16 protein-coding genes are annotated in these 15,297 nt (G+C 60.8%); 15 read left to right on the top strand and 1 reads right to left on the bottom strand.

Features of this window, described 5'->3' with window-relative positions:
- The first annotated feature begins 7 nt into the window (after positions 1-7).
- The 15 genes from ACQ4V8_RS16260 to ACQ4V8_RS16190 all read left to right on the top strand — a co-directional run bounded on the left by ACQ4V8_RS16260 (position 8) and on the right by ACQ4V8_RS16190 (position 13,915).
- A complete protein-coding gene (locus ACQ4V8_RS16260; protein ID WP_436571844.1) occupies positions 8-1,573 on the top strand; it encodes a chemotaxis protein CheW in 1,566 nt (521 codons plus the stop codon).
- 4 nt (positions 1,574-1,577) lie between these two features.
- A complete protein-coding gene (locus tag ACQ4V8_RS16255; protein ID WP_436571843.1) occupies positions 1,578-2,648 on the top strand; it encodes a protein-glutamate methylesterase/protein-glutamine glutaminase in 1,071 nt (356 codons plus the stop codon).
- Positions 2,649-2,660: 12 nt separating this feature from the next.
- Entirely contained in the window at positions 2,661-3,284 is a 624-nt protein-coding gene (locus tag ACQ4V8_RS16250) for a HEAT repeat domain-containing protein (RefSeq protein WP_436571842.1), read from the top strand.
- Positions 3,285-3,290: 6 nt separating this feature from the next.
- The gene (locus ACQ4V8_RS16245) at positions 3,291-4,130 is read left to right on the top strand and encodes a CheR family methyltransferase (protein WP_010398070.1); all 840 of its coding nucleotides are present in this window, start codon (positions 3,291-3,293) and stop codon (positions 4,128-4,130) included.
- Positions 4,130-4,501, top strand: coding sequence for a response regulator transcription factor (locus ACQ4V8_RS16240; RefSeq protein ID WP_010398072.1), 372 nt, complete (start codon positions 4,130-4,132; stop codon positions 4,499-4,501). Before ACQ4V8_RS16245 ends, ACQ4V8_RS16240 begins: the two co-directional genes overlap by 1 nt.
- On the top strand, positions 4,498-7,155 hold the full coding sequence (locus ACQ4V8_RS16235) for a chemotaxis protein CheA (RefSeq protein ID WP_436571841.1): 2,658 nt from the start codon (positions 4,498-4,500) through the stop codon (positions 7,153-7,155). Before ACQ4V8_RS16240 ends, ACQ4V8_RS16235 begins: the two co-directional genes overlap by 4 nt.
- The gene (locus ACQ4V8_RS16230; RefSeq protein ID WP_010398074.1) at positions 7,155-7,394 is read left to right on the top strand and encodes a hypothetical protein; all 240 of its coding nucleotides are present in this window, start codon (positions 7,155-7,157) and stop codon (positions 7,392-7,394) included. The genes ACQ4V8_RS16235 and ACQ4V8_RS16230 overlap by 1 nt, the downstream gene beginning before the upstream one ends.
- 12 nt (positions 7,395-7,406) lie before the next feature.
- A complete protein-coding gene (locus ACQ4V8_RS16225; RefSeq protein WP_010398075.1) occupies positions 7,407-7,781 on the top strand; it encodes a response regulator in 375 nt (124 codons plus the stop codon).
- The gene (locus tag ACQ4V8_RS16220) at positions 7,781-9,016 is read left to right on the top strand and encodes a methyl-accepting chemotaxis protein (RefSeq protein ID WP_436571840.1); all 1,236 of its coding nucleotides are present in this window, start codon (positions 7,781-7,783) and stop codon (positions 9,014-9,016) included. Before ACQ4V8_RS16225 ends, ACQ4V8_RS16220 begins: the two co-directional genes overlap by 1 nt.
- Before the next feature lie 10 nt (positions 9,017-9,026).
- Positions 9,027-9,338 carry a ParA family protein gene (locus ACQ4V8_RS16215; RefSeq protein ID WP_070347271.1) on the top strand — a complete coding sequence of 104 codons (312 nt, stop codon included), beginning with the start codon at positions 9,027-9,029 and terminating at the stop codon, positions 9,336-9,338.
- Positions 9,339-9,444: 106 nt separating this feature from the next.
- Positions 9,445-9,897 (top strand): hemerythrin domain-containing protein, encoded by a 453-nt coding sequence (locus tag ACQ4V8_RS16210; protein ID WP_436571839.1) that lies wholly within the window; start codon positions 9,445-9,447, stop codon positions 9,895-9,897.
- A gap of 25 nt (positions 9,898-9,922) precedes the next feature.
- Positions 9,923-10,573: a hypothetical protein gene (locus ACQ4V8_RS16205; RefSeq protein ID WP_436571838.1), complete on the top strand. Its 651-nt coding sequence runs from the start codon at positions 9,923-9,925 to the stop codon at positions 10,571-10,573.
- Entirely contained in the window at positions 10,515-10,847 is a 333-nt protein-coding gene (locus tag ACQ4V8_RS16200) for a hypothetical protein (protein WP_436571837.1), read from the top strand. The genes ACQ4V8_RS16205 and ACQ4V8_RS16200 overlap by 59 nt, the downstream gene beginning before the upstream one ends.
- A gap of 221 nt (positions 10,848-11,068) precedes the next feature.
- Positions 11,069-11,638 carry a DUF1439 domain-containing protein gene (locus tag ACQ4V8_RS16195; protein ID WP_436571836.1) on the top strand — a complete coding sequence of 190 codons (570 nt, stop codon included), beginning with the start codon at positions 11,069-11,071 and terminating at the stop codon, positions 11,636-11,638.
- A gap of 228 nt (positions 11,639-11,866) precedes the next feature.
- A complete protein-coding gene (locus ACQ4V8_RS16190; RefSeq protein ID WP_436571835.1) occupies positions 11,867-13,915 on the top strand; it encodes a M13 family metallopeptidase in 2,049 nt (682 codons plus the stop codon).
- A 380-nt stretch (positions 13,916-14,295) separates the two neighbouring features.
- Here the strand turns inward: ACQ4V8_RS16190 and lpxO are convergent, their stop codons facing one another.
- Positions 14,296-15,195 (bottom strand): lipid A hydroxylase LpxO, encoded by a 900-nt coding sequence (lpxO, locus tag ACQ4V8_RS16185; protein ID WP_010398083.1) that lies wholly within the window; start codon positions 15,193-15,195, stop codon positions 14,296-14,298.
- Between the last annotated feature and the right edge of the window lie 102 nt (positions 15,196-15,297).

Here is a 15,297-nt window from a genome sequence, read left to right as displayed (position 1 = left end):
CGCCATCATGACAACCGAAGCGCTTGAAGAGCGGGTGCCACAGACGCACGCCGGGGATGATGTCCTCGAAGACATGGTTTCCGAGACAAGGCAGTTTGTCACCTTCATCACTGGCGGAGAAGTGTTTGCCGTGGACATGGCACCGGTACAGGAAATCATCCGCCTGCCCGAGGTAGTACGGGTGCCGCTGGCGCCGGCCTCGCTCGATGGCCTGGCCAACCTGCGCGGCAAGGTATTGCCCATCATTTCGCTGCGCCGCATGTTTGGTTTTCCGGAAAAGGCACCTGACGACACCACCCGCGCGGTGGTGATCGATGTCGGTCAGTCGCTCGGATTCGTGGTTGACCGGGTGGCCAGCGTGGTCGGGGTCGACCCCGGCCAGATCGAGAATGTCGGAGCGATCCGGAGCACGGTCGATACCGACCTCATTTCCGGACTCATCAAAGGTGTCGGCGGCCACGCCATCATCATGGTGCTCGATTTTGAGAAGCTCATCGCGCGCGAGTTCGCGCACATCGCCGGCATCGCCAAAGGCAGTGCCATGGCAGCTGGCTTGACCGCCGGCAGCACCGATGATGCTAAAGAAGCGGTGGCGAGCGATGAGTTACAGCTGGTGAGCTTTCACGTGGCTGGGCAGGAGTACGCGATCGCCATCGCCGACGTGCAAGAGATCGTCCAGGTGCCGGACACGATCGTCCATGTACCGCACTCGCAGTCGCACGTCATCGGCGTGATGACGCTGCGTAGCCGTTTGTTGCCGTTGGTCAGCCTGCGCCGTATGTTCGGCCTGCCCGACCTGCCGTTGGACGAAAAAAACCGCATCGTCGTGCTGGCGCTGGGCGGCAAGTCGGTCGGTGTGGCGGTCGATGGCGTCAGCGAAGTACTGCGCGTGGCCAAGAGCTGCGTTGACGTCATGCCCGCCTTGCTCGCCAGGGACGGTGACCTCGCCGACATTTCCGATATCTGCCGGCTGGACGACGGCAAGCGGCTGGTCTCCATCATCACCGTGCGCAACCTGTTCGACCATTCCGCCATCAAGGAGGCATTGACTACTGTGAACGATAGTGATCACAACACCGGCGCTGACGCTGCCGACCTGGATGAGCATCTGGACGACGATGAACAGGTGGTGGTGTTTCGTCTAAATAAGGAAGAGTTCGGCGTACCCATCAACAGCGTGCAGGAGATCGTGCGCGTGCCGGAAGAACTGATCCATGTACCGCGAGCGCCGGCGTTCGTCGAAGGTGTCATCAACCTGCGTGGCAGCGTGTTGCCGGTGATCGACCTGCGCATGCGTTTGGGGTTGCCGCGGGTGGAACGCACCGACAACCAGCGCATCATGGTGTTTCTGATTGCCGACGTGCGTACCGGTTTCATTGTCGACCAGGTGGCCGAGGTGTTGAAGATCTCCAAGTCGCTGATCGAGCCGTCGCCGCAACTGTCGAGCGGGCAAGGGCGGCTGCTGTCGCGCATTGCCAACATGGAGCAGCAAAAGCGCATGGTGCAGTTGCTTGAGCCGGCCTATCTTGTGGAGGGCGAGGACTTGACCACGCTCGCGGCAGTGGGGCGGTGAGGCGATGATTAAGCTTCTCATCGTCGACGATTCTGCGCTGATGCGGCGCCAGCTGACGCAAATCTTCGCGACAACTGGCGGATTCGAGATCAAGCAAGCGAGGAACGGCCGCGAGGCAGTCGAGCAAAATCGCGCATTTCAGCCGGACGTGATCACACTCGACATCAACATGCCGGAAATGGATGGCCTCACAGCCCTTTCTCTCATCATGGTCGAGCGCCCGGTGGCGGTGGTCATGGTCTCATCGCTGACAGAAAAAGGGGCGCTTGCCACATTCGAGGCGCTCAACCTGGGGGCGGTCGATTACATCGTCAAACCGGACGGTAGCATCTCGCTGTCGATCGACAAGATTACCGAAGAGCTGGTAGGCAAGGTGCGCGCCGCCGCGCGCGCGCGCTTCAAGGGCCAAAGATCGGCTGTCAAAGCGCTGGCCGAGTCGCTGCGCGAGCAGCGCGAACAAATCGCGGCGCGCCCCGTCACTGCGGGCCGCAGTATGGCAGCGGAAGGCCTGGTACTGGTCGGCGTGTCGACCGGCGGACCGAGCACCTTGGAACTGATCTTGCCGCAATTCCCGGCCGACTTCCCATGGCCGGTGCTGGTGGCGCAGCACATGCCGGCCGCATTTACCAAGTCTTTTGCCGAAAGACTCGACAAGCTGTGCGCGCTGCGGGTGGTCGAGACCGCCTCGCCGATGCCGGTCGAGCCGGGCACCATCTATATCGCCAAGGGCGGCGCCGACATGGTGGTGGCGCTGCGGGCCGGCAAGCTCACCGTGCTGCCCAAGCCGGAAAATGCGCAGCACCTATGGCATCCCTCGGTCGAGCTGCTGGGCCGCTCGGTGCTGGAGCACTGCGACCCGGCACGGGTAACGGCGGTGATGCTCACAGGCATGGGAAACGATGGCGCCGATGCGTTTGCCCAGATCAAGCAACGCGGCGGGCGCACTATCGCTGAATCGGAAGCGTCCTGCGTGGTGTTCGGCATGCCCCGGGAATTGATCGAAAAGCGCGGCGCCAGCCTGGTTCTGGCGGCGGAAAAAATAGCCACCCAGCTCAATGCTTGGGCCGGGCGTTAAAGGAGAACGGGAATGGCATTCATCAAGACGCAGCTTACCGAAACCGTAGCGCGCGAAGATCGCCGGCATCTGCGCGCATGCCCTGACCTGATTGCGGCCCTGGACGATGCTGACGCCAGCGCCCGGCGCTGGGCCGCGCGCGATCTGCTTGAGTGCAAGGGGGCCGCCGCCGCGCTGGTGGGGCGCCTCAAGCGCGAGAGCGACCTGGCGGTACGCGAAGTGATCCTCACCACCTTGACCCGTCTGGGCGACGCAACGGCAGTCGCCGGACTGATTGATTGCCTGCGCAGTGAGGACGCGGCCCTGCGCAACGAGGCGATCGAGGCAATGCAACAGATGCCCGATGCAGTGGCGCCGATCATGCAGGTCCTGCTGATCGACGCTGACCCGGATGTGCGCATCTTCGCCGTCAATATCCTTGAATCGCTGTGCCACCCCGATGTCGAGTCGTGGCTGATCGCGGTCATCGACACGGAGCCGCACGTGAATGTCTGCGCCGCCGCACTGGACCTGCTCAGCGAGGTCGGCAGCGGCGCGATGGTGGCGGCGCTGGTCAGGCTCAAGGGCCGCTTTGCCGATGAACCATACATCCAGTTCGCCGCGGACCTGGCGCTCGGCCGTAACAAGGAAGACTGATACGCCATGACAAAGATCGCCATCACTGATGATGATTTCCAAAAATTTCGCGAGTATTTCTATCGCAAGACAGGGATCAACTTCGAGACGACCAAGCGCTATTTCGTCGATAAGCGTTTGGTCGAGCGGGTCGAGGCTACCGGTAGTGACAGCTTCCGCAGTTACTTCAGCATGCTGCGCTTCCAAGTATCGGGCGCCGAGCTGCAACAGCTGACCAACCTGATGACGGTCAACGAAACCTATTTTTTGCGCGAAGAGTACCAGTTCAAGTGCCTGGTCGATTCCGTGCTGCCCGAGATCGTCCAGAGCAAGAGCGACAAGAGCCCGATCCGCATCTGGTGCATTCCCTCGTCCTCCGGTGAAGAAGCGTACACCGTAGCGATGTACTTGATGGAGCGCTGGCCGGGCCTGGTCAGGTGGGATGTGGAGATCATCTCGTCCGACATCGATACCGGCATCTTGCACAAGGCGCGCGTGGGGCGCTATTCGACACGTTCGGTGCAACACGTGCCAGCGCCATGGCTGACGAAATATTTCACCCGCATGGGCGATGACTATCAAATATGCGAGGACTTGCGGCAAGCGGTGGAATTTACCCGCGTCAACCTGGCCGAGCCTGGCGATACCCGGCCCTACCGCAATTTCGACGTGATCTTTTGTCGCAACCTGCTGATCTATTTCGACGACGTGTCGCGCAAGGCGGCCGCAGAAACCTTCTATGACGCCCTCAAGCCGGGCGGCTATATCTGCCTGGGCCATTCGGAATCGATGAGCCGCATCTCCTCGCTGTACAAGATTCGTAAATTCCCTGAAGCCATTATTTATCAAAAACCCCTGGAGGGCTGATGAAACGCATCCTGATCGTCGATGATGCCGCGACCGTGCGCATGTATTACAGCAGCATCCTCGGCGCCGCCGGCTACCTCGTTGAAGAGGCGATGAACGGCATCGAGGCGCTTGAAAAAGCGTTGCAGGCCCCGTTCGACCTGTATATCGTCGATATCAATATGCCCAAGCTCGACGGCTACGGTTTCTTGCGCCAGTTGCGCGCCGAGGATATATTCCAGGCGCCGGCCATCATGGTCTCGACCGAGGCGGCCATGAATGACCAGAGCGAGGCCTACCGGGCGGGAGCGAACTGCTACCTCGTCAAGCCGGCCAAGCCAGCACAACTGCTGACTCACGTGCGCCTGCTGCTCGGCGAGGTGCGGCCATGAACCCGCTGCTCACGCAATTTCTTGCCGAGGCGCGCGATTTTCTGCAAGGCATAGGCGAAAAGCTGATGCAACTGGAACAGGCGCCCGATGACGCCGATCTGATGATAGAGCTGTTCCGCTTGGTCCATACTTTGAAGGGTAACAGCGGCCTGTTTGATTTCCCCGATATGACGCGTGTGCTGCATGCCAGTGAGGACTTGATGGATGCCTTCAGGAACGGCCGTATCGCTTACTCGCAGCAATTGGCCGATCAACTGCTCGATGCCATGGATTTTGTCGACATCCTGTGCGATGAGATCGAATCGGCGGGGCGTATCGATGCCGCGCGCGCAGCCGATTCGGCCAAGCTGGCGAGGGCGCTGCGGGCGCTGATCGCGCTGCAGGAGGCCTGCGTCGACGCTGCGCACGGCGCGCCGGCGGCGCACGAGGCAGCGTCGCCAAGCCTGACGCCGGATCAGTTGCCGCTGGCCGAGGTAGCCGAAGCGGTGCGCCTGAATGCCTATGCGCGCGTCATGGACGGCCAGGCGGTGCATTGGATCACCTACCGGCCGCTGGAGGCATGCTTCTTCCAGGGCGACGATCCCTTTTTTACCGCGCGTCAGACGCCTGACATCCTATGGTGCCGCATCGTCGCGCGCGAAGCCTGGCTGCCGCTGGCCGAGCTCGATGCCTACCGCTGCGTGCTGGAGTTCGAGCTGTTGACGTGCGCTTCGCACGATGCGTTGACCGAACACTACCGATACGTGCCGGAGCAAGTGAACATCGTTGCGCTCGATGCCCGCTGCGTCGTCATCCCCCAGGGCAATCCTAGCGGCGGGCCGGTGTATGACGATTTTGTCGCCGATGCCTTGCATTATCTGGACGCTGGCGAGCTTGCCGCGCTCAAGCAGGCCACGCTGACCATGCTGCACTTGAGCACCCCCGATTTGTGGCTCTCGTCGGCCTTGCGCTGGCTATTGCAGCTGATCGACAGCGCGCCGGACGACCAAGCGGCATTGCGCAGCCTCATCGAGTCGCTGCTGACCTTGACGGCGCCGCAGTGGAACGCCGTCAAGCCGCCGCAGCCGGCGCACGATGCGGACACCGGCACGCTGTCCGTTGTGGCGCTTCCGCTCCCACGGCTCTGTGAAGAAGATGGCGGCGCGCTTGAGGCCATCTTTGCGGCGCAGCGTCAAATCCTGATGTCGGACGACCATCCGGCCTGGCACGCGGGGCGCCTCAAGGCAGTTGGCGCAGTGCTGGTCAATTGCTGCAAGGCCACTGATGATCGGCTGGCACAGGAGCAGGTCACAGCAGCGCTGCAGCTCGCGCTGGCGACAAGCAGTAGCGCGCCATTGCTGGCATGGCTGGACGGGCGCGCGAACGGGCCAGCGCCAGACTCGGGTGACGAGGCGCCGCTGGCCTTGTCGTCAGAAGCCCCGCTGGTAGCGGCCGATGAGGGGGGTAAATTAAGCCGCCGTGCCGACGACGCCAATCTCAGCACCAAGAGCCTGAAGGTCGACCAGGCCAAGATCGACCTGCTGATGAACCTGATCGGTGAAATGGTGGTGTCCAAAAATGCGCTGCCCTATCTTGCTCAGCGGGCCGAAGAGCAGTTCGGCGTGCGCGAACTGGCGCGCGAGATCAAGGCGCAATACGCTGTCATCAACCGTATCGCCGAGGAAATGCAGAGCGCCATCATGCAGGTGCGCATGATGCCGGTCTCCTTCGTGTTCCAGCGTTTCCCGCGCCTGGTGCGCGATATTTCACGCAAGCTGGGTAAAGAAGTACAACTGGTGCTGGAGGGCGAGGAGACCGAAGCGGACAAGAATATCATCGAGTCGCTGGCAGACCCGTTGGTCCATATCGTGCGCAATAGTCTTGACCACGGTCTTGAAACGCCGGCTCTGCGGCGCGCTGCGGGCAAGCCTGTCCAGGGCAGCCTCACGATCCGCGCCATACAACAAGGCGACCAGGTGCTGATCGAGATTATCGACGACGGCAAGGGCATCGATCCTGAAGTGATCAAGCGCAAGGCCTATGAAAAAGGCATTATCGATGAGGCCACGCTAGAACGCATCAGCGACCGGGATGCGCTGAGCCTAGTGTTTGCCGCCGGTTTTTCCACCGCCGAAGTCGTCTCTGATCTATCCGGACGGGGCGTGGGCATGGATGCGGTGCGCACCGCTGTGGAGAAGGTGAACGGTAGCATCGTACTGGAAAGCGAGGTGGGCAAGGGCACCCGCATTTGCATCTCGCTGCCGCTGTCGATGGCGGTGACCCAGGTCATGATCGTCGAATCGGACCGGCAGCTTTTTGGCGTCCCCATGGAGCATGTGGTGGAAACCGTGCGCATCCCTTCGAGCGACATATACACGATCAAGCGCAGTCAGAGCATCGTGCTGCGGGGAAAAATCATCGCGCTGAAAGCGCTCAACGCCTTGCTCGGCCTTCCCGCCGCGCCGCACGCCAATGCCTACGATGAGATGGCGGTGCTGGTGACGCGGGTGGGTGGCGAGTCGGTCGGCCTGATCGTTGACGACTTCCGCAAGACCGTGGACGTGATCCAGAAGCCGCTCACCGGGGTGCTGGCGGGCTTGTCGGTTTATTCAGGCTCGGCCCTCATGGGTGACGGCTCGGTGCTCATGATGCTCAATGTAAGGGAGATTATCTGATGCCTATCGAATACAAGAAAAATCAGGCGCTGTTTCGCGACATGGCTAGCGTGGACGAAGCTGAGGGTTTGCTTGAATGGCTGCAGGGCAAGCCCCGCGCCCGGGTCTATCTAGGCGCCTGCACCCACCTGCACCCGGCCAACCTGCAAGTGCTGATGGCGGCGCGCTGCCGCATCGCCACTTGGCCGCTCGACACGCAACTGCGCGTTTGGCTCGAAGCTGCTTTGAAATTTGATTAAGAAAGAACTGCCATGTCTAAAACTATCTTGCTTGTCGACGACTCGACCACGATGCTGATGAGCGTCAAGGCCACCCTGGAAATGAGCGGTTTTAGAGTCGAAACTGCCGCCGACGGCATGCAGGCAATGACCAAGCTGAAAGCAGGGGTCAAGCCTGATCTGATCATTACCGACATCAATATGCCCAATATGGGCGGGCTTGAACTGATCAAACATGTCAGGGCACTGCCCGGTTTTCGTTTTACGCCGATCTTGACGCTGACGACGGAAAGCCAGGCATCCAAGCGCGACGAAGGCAAGAAGCTGGGCGCTACCGGCTGGCTGGTGAAACCGATTGCAGGTCACGATTTGGTCAAGGTCATCAAACAAGTGGTGCCCGGAGCGTGATGATGAGATTCGGCCACGTACGATCCCTGCGCGATCTGTACACCTGCCTGGCAGGAATCGGGCTGACGCTGTTCGCGTTCGGCCTCACCCTGTGGTTCAATTCGGCCTTTGTGGCCTTGTTCAGCCATGCGCCAGCCGTGTTGAGATGGACGACATCGTTCGGCGTGAGCTTGCTCGTGTTGATGATGGTCTGCATATGCGCACTGGTGACCAGCAAGGTAAGAGGCGCCCGCATCGCGCAGGAAAATATCGACCAACTGCAGGCGCTGCTGGCCTCGGTACCCGATTTGACCGCCATCTTGCAGGCGCACCTTGGCGTAACCAACAGTACCACCGAAGCGGCTGCACTGGCGATCCTGCTCGGGCTCACCGAGGTGGAAGCGGAAGCGGCGCGGCTGCTGGTTATCCAGGATGCCGGCAAGCTGCGGGCGGCGTCGCTGTATGGCGAGGCCAGGGGCTTGATCGACGAGAGCACGCAGCACATCAAGGACATGGAAATTCACCGTGGCCAGCGCGTGCAACGTGTCGAGGAGGAGGGGGCCGCCATCAAGTGCATCGTTGCACAAGTTGCGGAACTGAAAGCGTTTACACACGCGATCCGCGAAGTCACCAGGATGACCAATCTGCTGGCGCTCAATGCCGCCATCGAAGCGGCCCGGGCAGGTACCGCCGGAAAAGGATTCGCTGTGGTCGCCGCCGAGGTCCGCAATCTCTCGAAGCAGATCGAAACGGCCGCCGTGCAGATCGAGAAGAGCATCGGCCAAGTCGCCGATACGGTGAGCAATAAATTTGTCTCGATGGTCGAACAACGTCGCAACGACGACGAAACCAGATGGCTGGCGACGCTTAGTTCAACGATGAGCCGCCTGTCCGACGACTTCCAGGCCTCGGTGAGCGAGCTCGACGGAGTAACCCGGCACACCCATGTTGCCGTCAGTTCGATCCGCAACGCCGTCATCGACGTGCTGGGGCATACCCAGTTCCAAGATGCGAGCCGCCAGCAGATCGAACATGTGCAAAGCGGGCTGGCCATGTGCGGCCAGTGCATGAGCGACGCGCAGCAAGGTGTGGCCGGCGACTGGACGGTACCGCTCGACATTGCGCCCCTTTATGGCGTCATCGAAACGCTGCGTGTCAGTTACACCATGCAGTCGCAGCACACGACCCATGACGCTGTCGCTGGCGGCTATGCCATCGCCGTCAACAATGAACGGCCATCGATTGAGCTTTTCTGAGGACACTCTGATGCCCGTTACGATCGTTGTATCGAACCGCAAGGGTGGTGCAGGCAAGACCACGGTGGCAGTCAATCTGGCTGCAGAATTGGCTGCGCTGGGGCGGCGCGTCTTGCTGCTTGACCTGGACTTGCCCGCCAGCGCCCAGGCGGCACCGCAAGAGGAACCGCTGAACCTGCGCCAGGCCCGCGAAGTGGCCGAATACAAGGTCATGGTGCGCGCACTGGCGCGGGCCGATGGCAATATCGCCCGCGCCGCCGAGTTGCTCGGCGTGAGCCGGCCCACGCTGTACGACTTGATGGGCCACCACGGCATCAAGTAGGCAGGTAAATAAGTGAGTGTATTAAAAATCAATATTGTGTATGGCGGCGCACATACGCTGGCGCCGCCATGACGCATCCTTGTCTCATCCACAACAAGGAGGCGCCATGAATGCGATCAGTTTATTAATGCAAGACCATAAGGCCGTCAAAGCCTTGTTTGCTCAATATGAAGGCTTGAGCGACCGCTCATTTGCCACTAAGAAAAAGCTGGCCGACCAGATTTGCCAGGAATTGACCGTGCACACGCAACTGGAAGAGGACATCTTCTACCCGGCCGTGCGTCGCCCCATCCACGACGGCGACCTGATGGATGAAGCCCTCGTCGAGCACGCAAGCGCCAAAGAACTCATTGCGCAAATCGAAGCGATGGACCCCGCCGACGACCTGTACGACGCCAAGGTCAAGGTGCTGTCCGAGCAGATCGAGCACCACGTCAAGGAAGAGGAAGGCGACATGTTTCCCAAAGTGCGCCATACGGCCGTCGACCTTGATGCGCTGGGCCAGGAAATGGCCGCGCGTAAGGAACAACTGACGGGCATGGCCGCCGGAACAGCTTAAAAATCAACAATCAACGGAGAATTCCATGCAAGCGACACAATTGTCCGTCTCGGACCTGAACAATCCTGGCGTGTCCTGGGGCGCCGTGCTGGCCGGCGCCGCCGCAGCGGCCGCCTTATCCTTCATTTTACTGATCCTCGGCGTGGGCCTGGGCCTGTCGTCCGTGTCGCCGTGGTCGTTCAACGCCACGGCCATCGGCGTGTCGAGCATCGCCTGGCTGGCCTTCATGCAGCTGGCCGCGTCCGGTATCGGCGGCTACATGGCGGGCCGTTTGCGCGTGAAATGGAGTTCCATCCACACCGATGAAGTGCATTTTCGCGATACGGCGCACGGCTTGCTGGCCTGGGCCGTGGCCAGCCTGATCACCGTGGCCGTCCTGGCCGGTGGCACGCGCGCCGTACTCAGCGGCGCCATCGATGCGGGCAGCGGCGTGGCGGCGGCAGTGTCGCCGGCCGCAGCGGCCGGTGCGAAGGCGGGCGAGGGCGGGCGAGGGCGGCAGCAGCGCCAATGCGCTCGATTACTACTCGGACATGCTGCTGCGCGCAGCTCCCGTGTCCGCTGCTGCGACTGGCACGCCTACGCTAGAGAACCCTGGTGTCACGCTGGCCGAGCGGCGCGTGGAAATCGGCAAGATCTTTGCCAGCGGCCTGTCTACGGGCAGTCTGGCCGCCGATGACCGCGTCTACCTGGGCCAGGTCGTGGCCAGCCGCACCGGCTTGACGCAGCGGGACGCAGAAGCGCGAGTCGACGCCGTCTACGGCCGCGCCGCCAAGGCCGCCGCCGATGCCAAGGCCGGTGTCCAGCAAGCGGCCGAGACGGCCCGCAAGGCCGGTGCCCACACGGCGCTGTGGATGTTCGTCGCCTTGCTGTTGGGCGCTTTCGTCGCCAGCCTGGCAGCAACATTCGGTGGACGCCAGCGCGATCATGAGCGCGTGTTGCGCGCCATGTGAGCATGTATTAAATCCCCCATTTCAATCTAGGAGAGTGCCATGCGTTCCATCCTCTTGCTGCTGCTGGGCATTCCATTGCCCATCGTCATACTCGTCGCCTTGTTCGTGCATTGAGTAGGCATAAGCTGACGTAAGGAAACGGCGCCCGCCGCAAGCTGGCGCCGTTTGTGTTGAAGCGGGCGCATGTGTAAGATGGCGCCATCTTTGCACCGAGACTATCCATGAATGTGACTGCTATCCATCCCTTGCTGAAAACCTTCGCCATTGCCACTTTGGCCTGCACGCTGCTGGCTTCGTGCTCCACCCTGATCGGCCCGCGCGACGTGAATGTGTCGCTGAGCAAGATGCAGCAAGGCTTGGAGCGCCGCTTTCCCATCGACAAGCGCGTGCTGTCGGTGCTGGACGTCAAGCTGACCCACCCGCAACTGTCGCTGCAGCCCGAGCGTGAAAGAGTCGCTCTGAGCGTGGATGCGAGCGTCTTGCCGCCGTTTATACGCCAGAGCTGGCGCGGCAGCCTGGCCATGTCGGGCCGTTTGGTGCTCGACGCCCGGCGCAATGCCGTCTACCTGAGTGAAGCGAGCGTGGACAAGGTCAGCATCGACGGCCTGGATGAAGCGCAGCAGCGCCAGTTCGCCAAGGTGGCCAGCCTGGTGGCCGATCAGCTCATGCATGAAACGCCGATCTACACCTTCAAGCCCGATGAATTGCGCTACGCAGGCGTGCAATTCGTGCCCACACAGATCAGGACGACAGGCAATGGGCTGACCGTGACGTTCGAGCCGGTAAAGTAAGCTAGAAGAAATGTGGCGTGCGGCTGGTGTATCTATTTAGCTCACTATCGACAACTATCGAGCCTGCCGCCAGCGACGCGGGCTTGAGCTTTGCCTAGGCGCCCATCGGATTACTGGAATTGTTTAACTGTTATTGTTGCCCACTGGCAGGCCGACTATAATCCGGCCTCCCATGCCTGGACACAGCATGTTCCCCAATATGAAGTTAAAACAATTAAAGGAATCTTCGTGAAACGCTCACTCATCAGCGCCGCCTGCTGCGCCCTGTTCGCCTTATCCTCGCCCTCACTGTACGCCCAGCAAGGTGCTACCGCCGCCGCGCCGGTCTCCGGCATCGACCTGAAAACGCTGGACCCGGCAGTTAGCCCCCGCGATGATTTTTACGGCTACGTCAACGGCGTCTGGACCCGCAATACGCACATCCCGGCCGACAAATCCGTGTGGGGCACGTATATTGAGTTGCGCGAAATCGCCCAGGGCCAATTGCGCGGCCTGATCGATGCCAGCGTCAAGAACCCCGGCAAGCCCGGCAGCGAAGCGCACAAGATCGCCGATCTGTACACGAGTTTCATGAACGACAAGGCGCGCAATGCGGCCGGTTTCAAGCCCTTGCGCGCCGAGCTGGCCCGCGTTGCTAGCGTGAAAGACAAAAAAGACTTGCCGGCGCTGTTCGCTTACTTGCAAGGCAATGGCATCGCGACGCCGTTTTCTGCCTATGTGGCGCCCGATGCGCAAGACCCCGAGCGTTATACGGTCAATATCAGCCAGTCCGGCCTGGGCTTGCCTGACCGCGATTACTACCTGAAGGAAGACGACGCCAAGCTGCAAGCCGTGCGCGCCAAATACCTCAAGCATATCGAGAGCATGCTGGCCATGAGCGGCGACCAGGGCGCGGCCGAACACGCGGCGCAAATCCTCGACCTCGAAACGCGCCTGGCGGCCGTGCAGTGGACGCGCGTGCAAATGCGCGACCCCGTCAAATCGTACAACCGCGTCGATTTCGATAAATTCGCCGCCTTGGCGCCGGCCTTCGACTGGAACGCTTACTTTACCGCCGCCGGCCTGGCGCCCAAAGCCTCCTCGGCCGTGGTGCGTCAACCGAGTTTCATGACCGGCTTTTCCGACACCGTGGCCGCCGTGCCGCTGGCATCGTGGAAGAGCTATCTGAACTGGCGCATCATCGAAAGTTATGCGTCCTATCTGGACAGCGCTAGTGTCAAGGAACGCTTTTCCTTCGACGCCACGGTGCTGCGCGGCGTGCCGCAAAGCGAACCGCAGTGGCAACTGGCGCTGCGCTTTACGGACAACGCCATCAGCGATGCCGTCGGCAAGCGTTATGTGGCAATGTATTTGCCGCCTGAAACCCGGCCCCGCGTGATGGCCATGTTCGACAATTTCGTCGCTTCATTCAAGGATGGCATCGAGCAGCTTGACTGGATGGGTCCGGAAACCAAGAAGGAAGCCCAGCTCAAGCTGGCAGCCTTGAAGCCGAAGATCGCCTATCCGGACACCTGGCGCGACTACAGCAGCATGCAGACGCAGCCGAACGACCTGATCGCCAACGTGCGCGCTTCGCGCGTGTGGAGCCGCCAGCAAAACCTGGAGAAATTGGGCAAGTCGGTGGACCGCGATGAATGGTCGATGACGCCGCAAACGGTGAACGCCAGCTACAGCCCGTCGCTGAACGCCATCACCATCCCGGCCGCCATCCTGCAACCGCCATTTTTCAATGTGAAAGCCGAAGATGCCGTCAATTACGGCTTGCTGGGCATTACCTTCGGCCATGAAATCAGCCATGCCTTCGACGATTCGGGCAGCCAATATGATGCCAAGGGACGTTTGCGCAACTGGTGGACGGCTGAGGACCGCGCGGCCTTCAAAGCACTGGCCGCCGGTCTCGTCAAGCAATATGGCGCCTACAGTCCCGTGCCTGGCTACCACATCAATGGCGAACTGACGCTGGGTGAAAACATCGGCGACAATTCCGGCCTGTCGATCACCTACAAGGCTTACCAGCGTTCGCTCGGTGGCAAGGCCTCGCCCGTGCTCGACGGCCTGACCGGGGAACAGCGGCTGTACATCGGCTTTGCGCAGAAATGGCGCGCAAAATTGCGTCCCGAAGCGGCGATTGCGCAGATCAAGAGCGACCCGCATTCGCCGGGCGAATTTCGCGCCAAGGGCACGGTGAAGAACCAGCCCGGCTTCTATGAAGCGTTCGGCATCAAGCCGGGCGACCCGATGTATCTGCCGCCCGAGCAGCGCGTGATCATGTGGTAATCAGCTAGGGTAGTCATTCAACCGCGCCGGGGACTATTGCCTGGCGTGGTACAGCGTCGACCGGGCCGTTGCAGGCGCTCCATTTTTCCGGGGCGAGGCAAGCATAGTGCTGCCAGCCCCAGCCCCAGCCCTGGTCGAACATGTATTCTCGATACAAAAAAACCGCCCTAAGGCGGTAATCCCGTTAAGTTAGTGTTAGTGATGCTATTTTTAGCCCAAGAACAAGGACTGGGGTCGGACCCTGAGGGTCCGACCCCAGCTCTTTGCCTCTGGGGTTAGCGAATTTACTGGCGCTCATCAATCACGCCAAAACCCTTAACTGAACGGCATTAGCCCTAAGGCGTTTTTTTGTATGCGAGACAGTGCAGCAACTAAATAAGCTAAATAAAGTAGATCAGCGCGGCCACGCCCACCACGAGTGCCACGCGGGTGATTTGATACGCAGTCTTGTTCCACGCCTTGAAGCGGCGGCGGTACTGGCCCATGGTCCAGGAAATCTGGAACAGCTTGCTCACGCCGCCGACCTGGTCGCCCAGTTCGTTGGGCGAGGCGGCGGCCGTCATCAGGGTGCGACCCAGCCAGCGGTTCAGCGCTTGCGCCCAGCGGTAGCGCATCGGGCGTTCGATGTCGCAGAACAGGATGACGCGGTCGCTGTCGGCATCGTTGCGGGCCCAGTGGATATACGTTTCATCAAACATCACGGCCTGGCCATCGCGCCAGCTGTGGCGCTCGCCATCGACGTCGATGAAGCAGCGGTCGTCGTTGGGCGTCTGCAAGCCCAGGTGGTAGCGCAAGGAGCCAGCGAATGGGTCGCGGTGCGGGTTGAGCTTGCCGCCTTGCGGCAGTTCCGCGAACATGGCCGCCTTGATCGAGGGAATCGATTGCAGCAGCGCATAGGTTTGCGGGCACATCTGCTGTGCCGACGGGTGGTTCGCGTCATACCATTTCAGGTAGAAACGCTTCCAGCCATACTTGAAGAAGGAATTGAAACCCACGTCATTGTTTTTTTCAGCTGCCTTGATCTTTTTCATTTCCTGCATGCGCAGCGCTTCATCGCGGATGATTTGCCAGTTCTGCTGCAAGGGCGCCAGTTCCGGGAATTGATCCACGGAAAGATAAGGCGTCGCCGGCACCTTGGAAAAAGTATGCATGAACAGGTTCAGCGGCGCCATGAACGAGGAGTGATCGAAAATCTGGCGGCGAAACGGCAGGCGCACCTTGCCACGAAAATGAATATGTAAAACGGAAAACACAAAAATGCCCAGTAAGGCCCACTTCATACACAACCTCGTTTTTTAAGAATGCGGCAATTATAACCAGTTAATGCCAGCGCCACGCCGTGCCACGGTCAAGGAAAGATGACACAGCGGCCCTCATCGATG

Origin of the sequence: Janthinobacterium paucivorans (assembly GCF_051380805.1) — a bacterium.
Taxonomy (GTDB): Bacteria; Pseudomonadota; Gammaproteobacteria; order Burkholderiales; family Burkholderiaceae_D; genus Janthinobacterium; species Janthinobacterium lividum_D.
Note: the sequence above shows the minus strand (reverse complement) of the source record. Positions and strands in the feature narration are given on the sequence as shown.

Bases quoted from the DNA above. Each gene is read 5' to 3' on its own strand.
- ACQ4V8_RS16205 (WP_436571838.1), top strand. From the start codon at position 9,923: ATGCAAGCGACACAATTGTCCGTCTCGGACCTGAACAATCCTGGCGTG.
- ACQ4V8_RS16260 (WP_436571844.1), top strand. From the start codon at position 8: ATGACAACCGAAGCGCTTGAAGAGCGGGTGCCACAGACGCACGCCGGG.
- ACQ4V8_RS16245 (WP_010398070.1), top strand. From the start codon at position 3,291: ATGACAAAGATCGCCATCACTGATGATGATTTCCAAAAATTTCGCGAG.
- ACQ4V8_RS16215 (WP_070347271.1), top strand. From the start codon at position 9,027: ATGCCCGTTACGATCGTTGTATCGAACCGCAAGGGTGGTGCAGGCAAG.
- ACQ4V8_RS16255 (WP_436571843.1), top strand. From the start codon at position 1,578: ATGATTAAGCTTCTCATCGTCGACGATTCTGCGCTGATGCGGCGCCAG.
- ACQ4V8_RS16235 (WP_436571841.1), top strand. From the start codon at position 4,498: ATGAACCCGCTGCTCACGCAATTTCTTGCCGAGGCGCGCGATTTTCTG.
- ACQ4V8_RS16230 (WP_010398074.1), top strand. From the start codon at position 7,155: ATGCCTATCGAATACAAGAAAAATCAGGCGCTGTTTCGCGACATGGCT.
- ACQ4V8_RS16210 (WP_436571839.1), top strand. From the start codon at position 9,445: ATGAATGCGATCAGTTTATTAATGCAAGACCATAAGGCCGTCAAAGCC.
- lpxO (WP_010398083.1), bottom strand. From the start codon at position 15,195: ATGAAGTGGGCCTTACTGGGCATTTTTGTGTTTTCCGTTTTACATATT.
- ACQ4V8_RS16220 (WP_436571840.1), top strand. From the start codon at position 7,781: ATGATGAGATTCGGCCACGTACGATCCCTGCGCGATCTGTACACCTGC.
- ACQ4V8_RS16225 (WP_010398075.1), top strand. From the start codon at position 7,407: ATGTCTAAAACTATCTTGCTTGTCGACGACTCGACCACGATGCTGATG.
- ACQ4V8_RS16240 (WP_010398072.1), top strand. From the start codon at position 4,130: ATGAAACGCATCCTGATCGTCGATGATGCCGCGACCGTGCGCATGTAT.
- ACQ4V8_RS16195 (WP_436571836.1), top strand. From the start codon at position 11,069: ATGAATGTGACTGCTATCCATCCCTTGCTGAAAACCTTCGCCATTGCC.
- ACQ4V8_RS16250 (WP_436571842.1), top strand. From the start codon at position 2,661: ATGGCATTCATCAAGACGCAGCTTACCGAAACCGTAGCGCGCGAAGAT.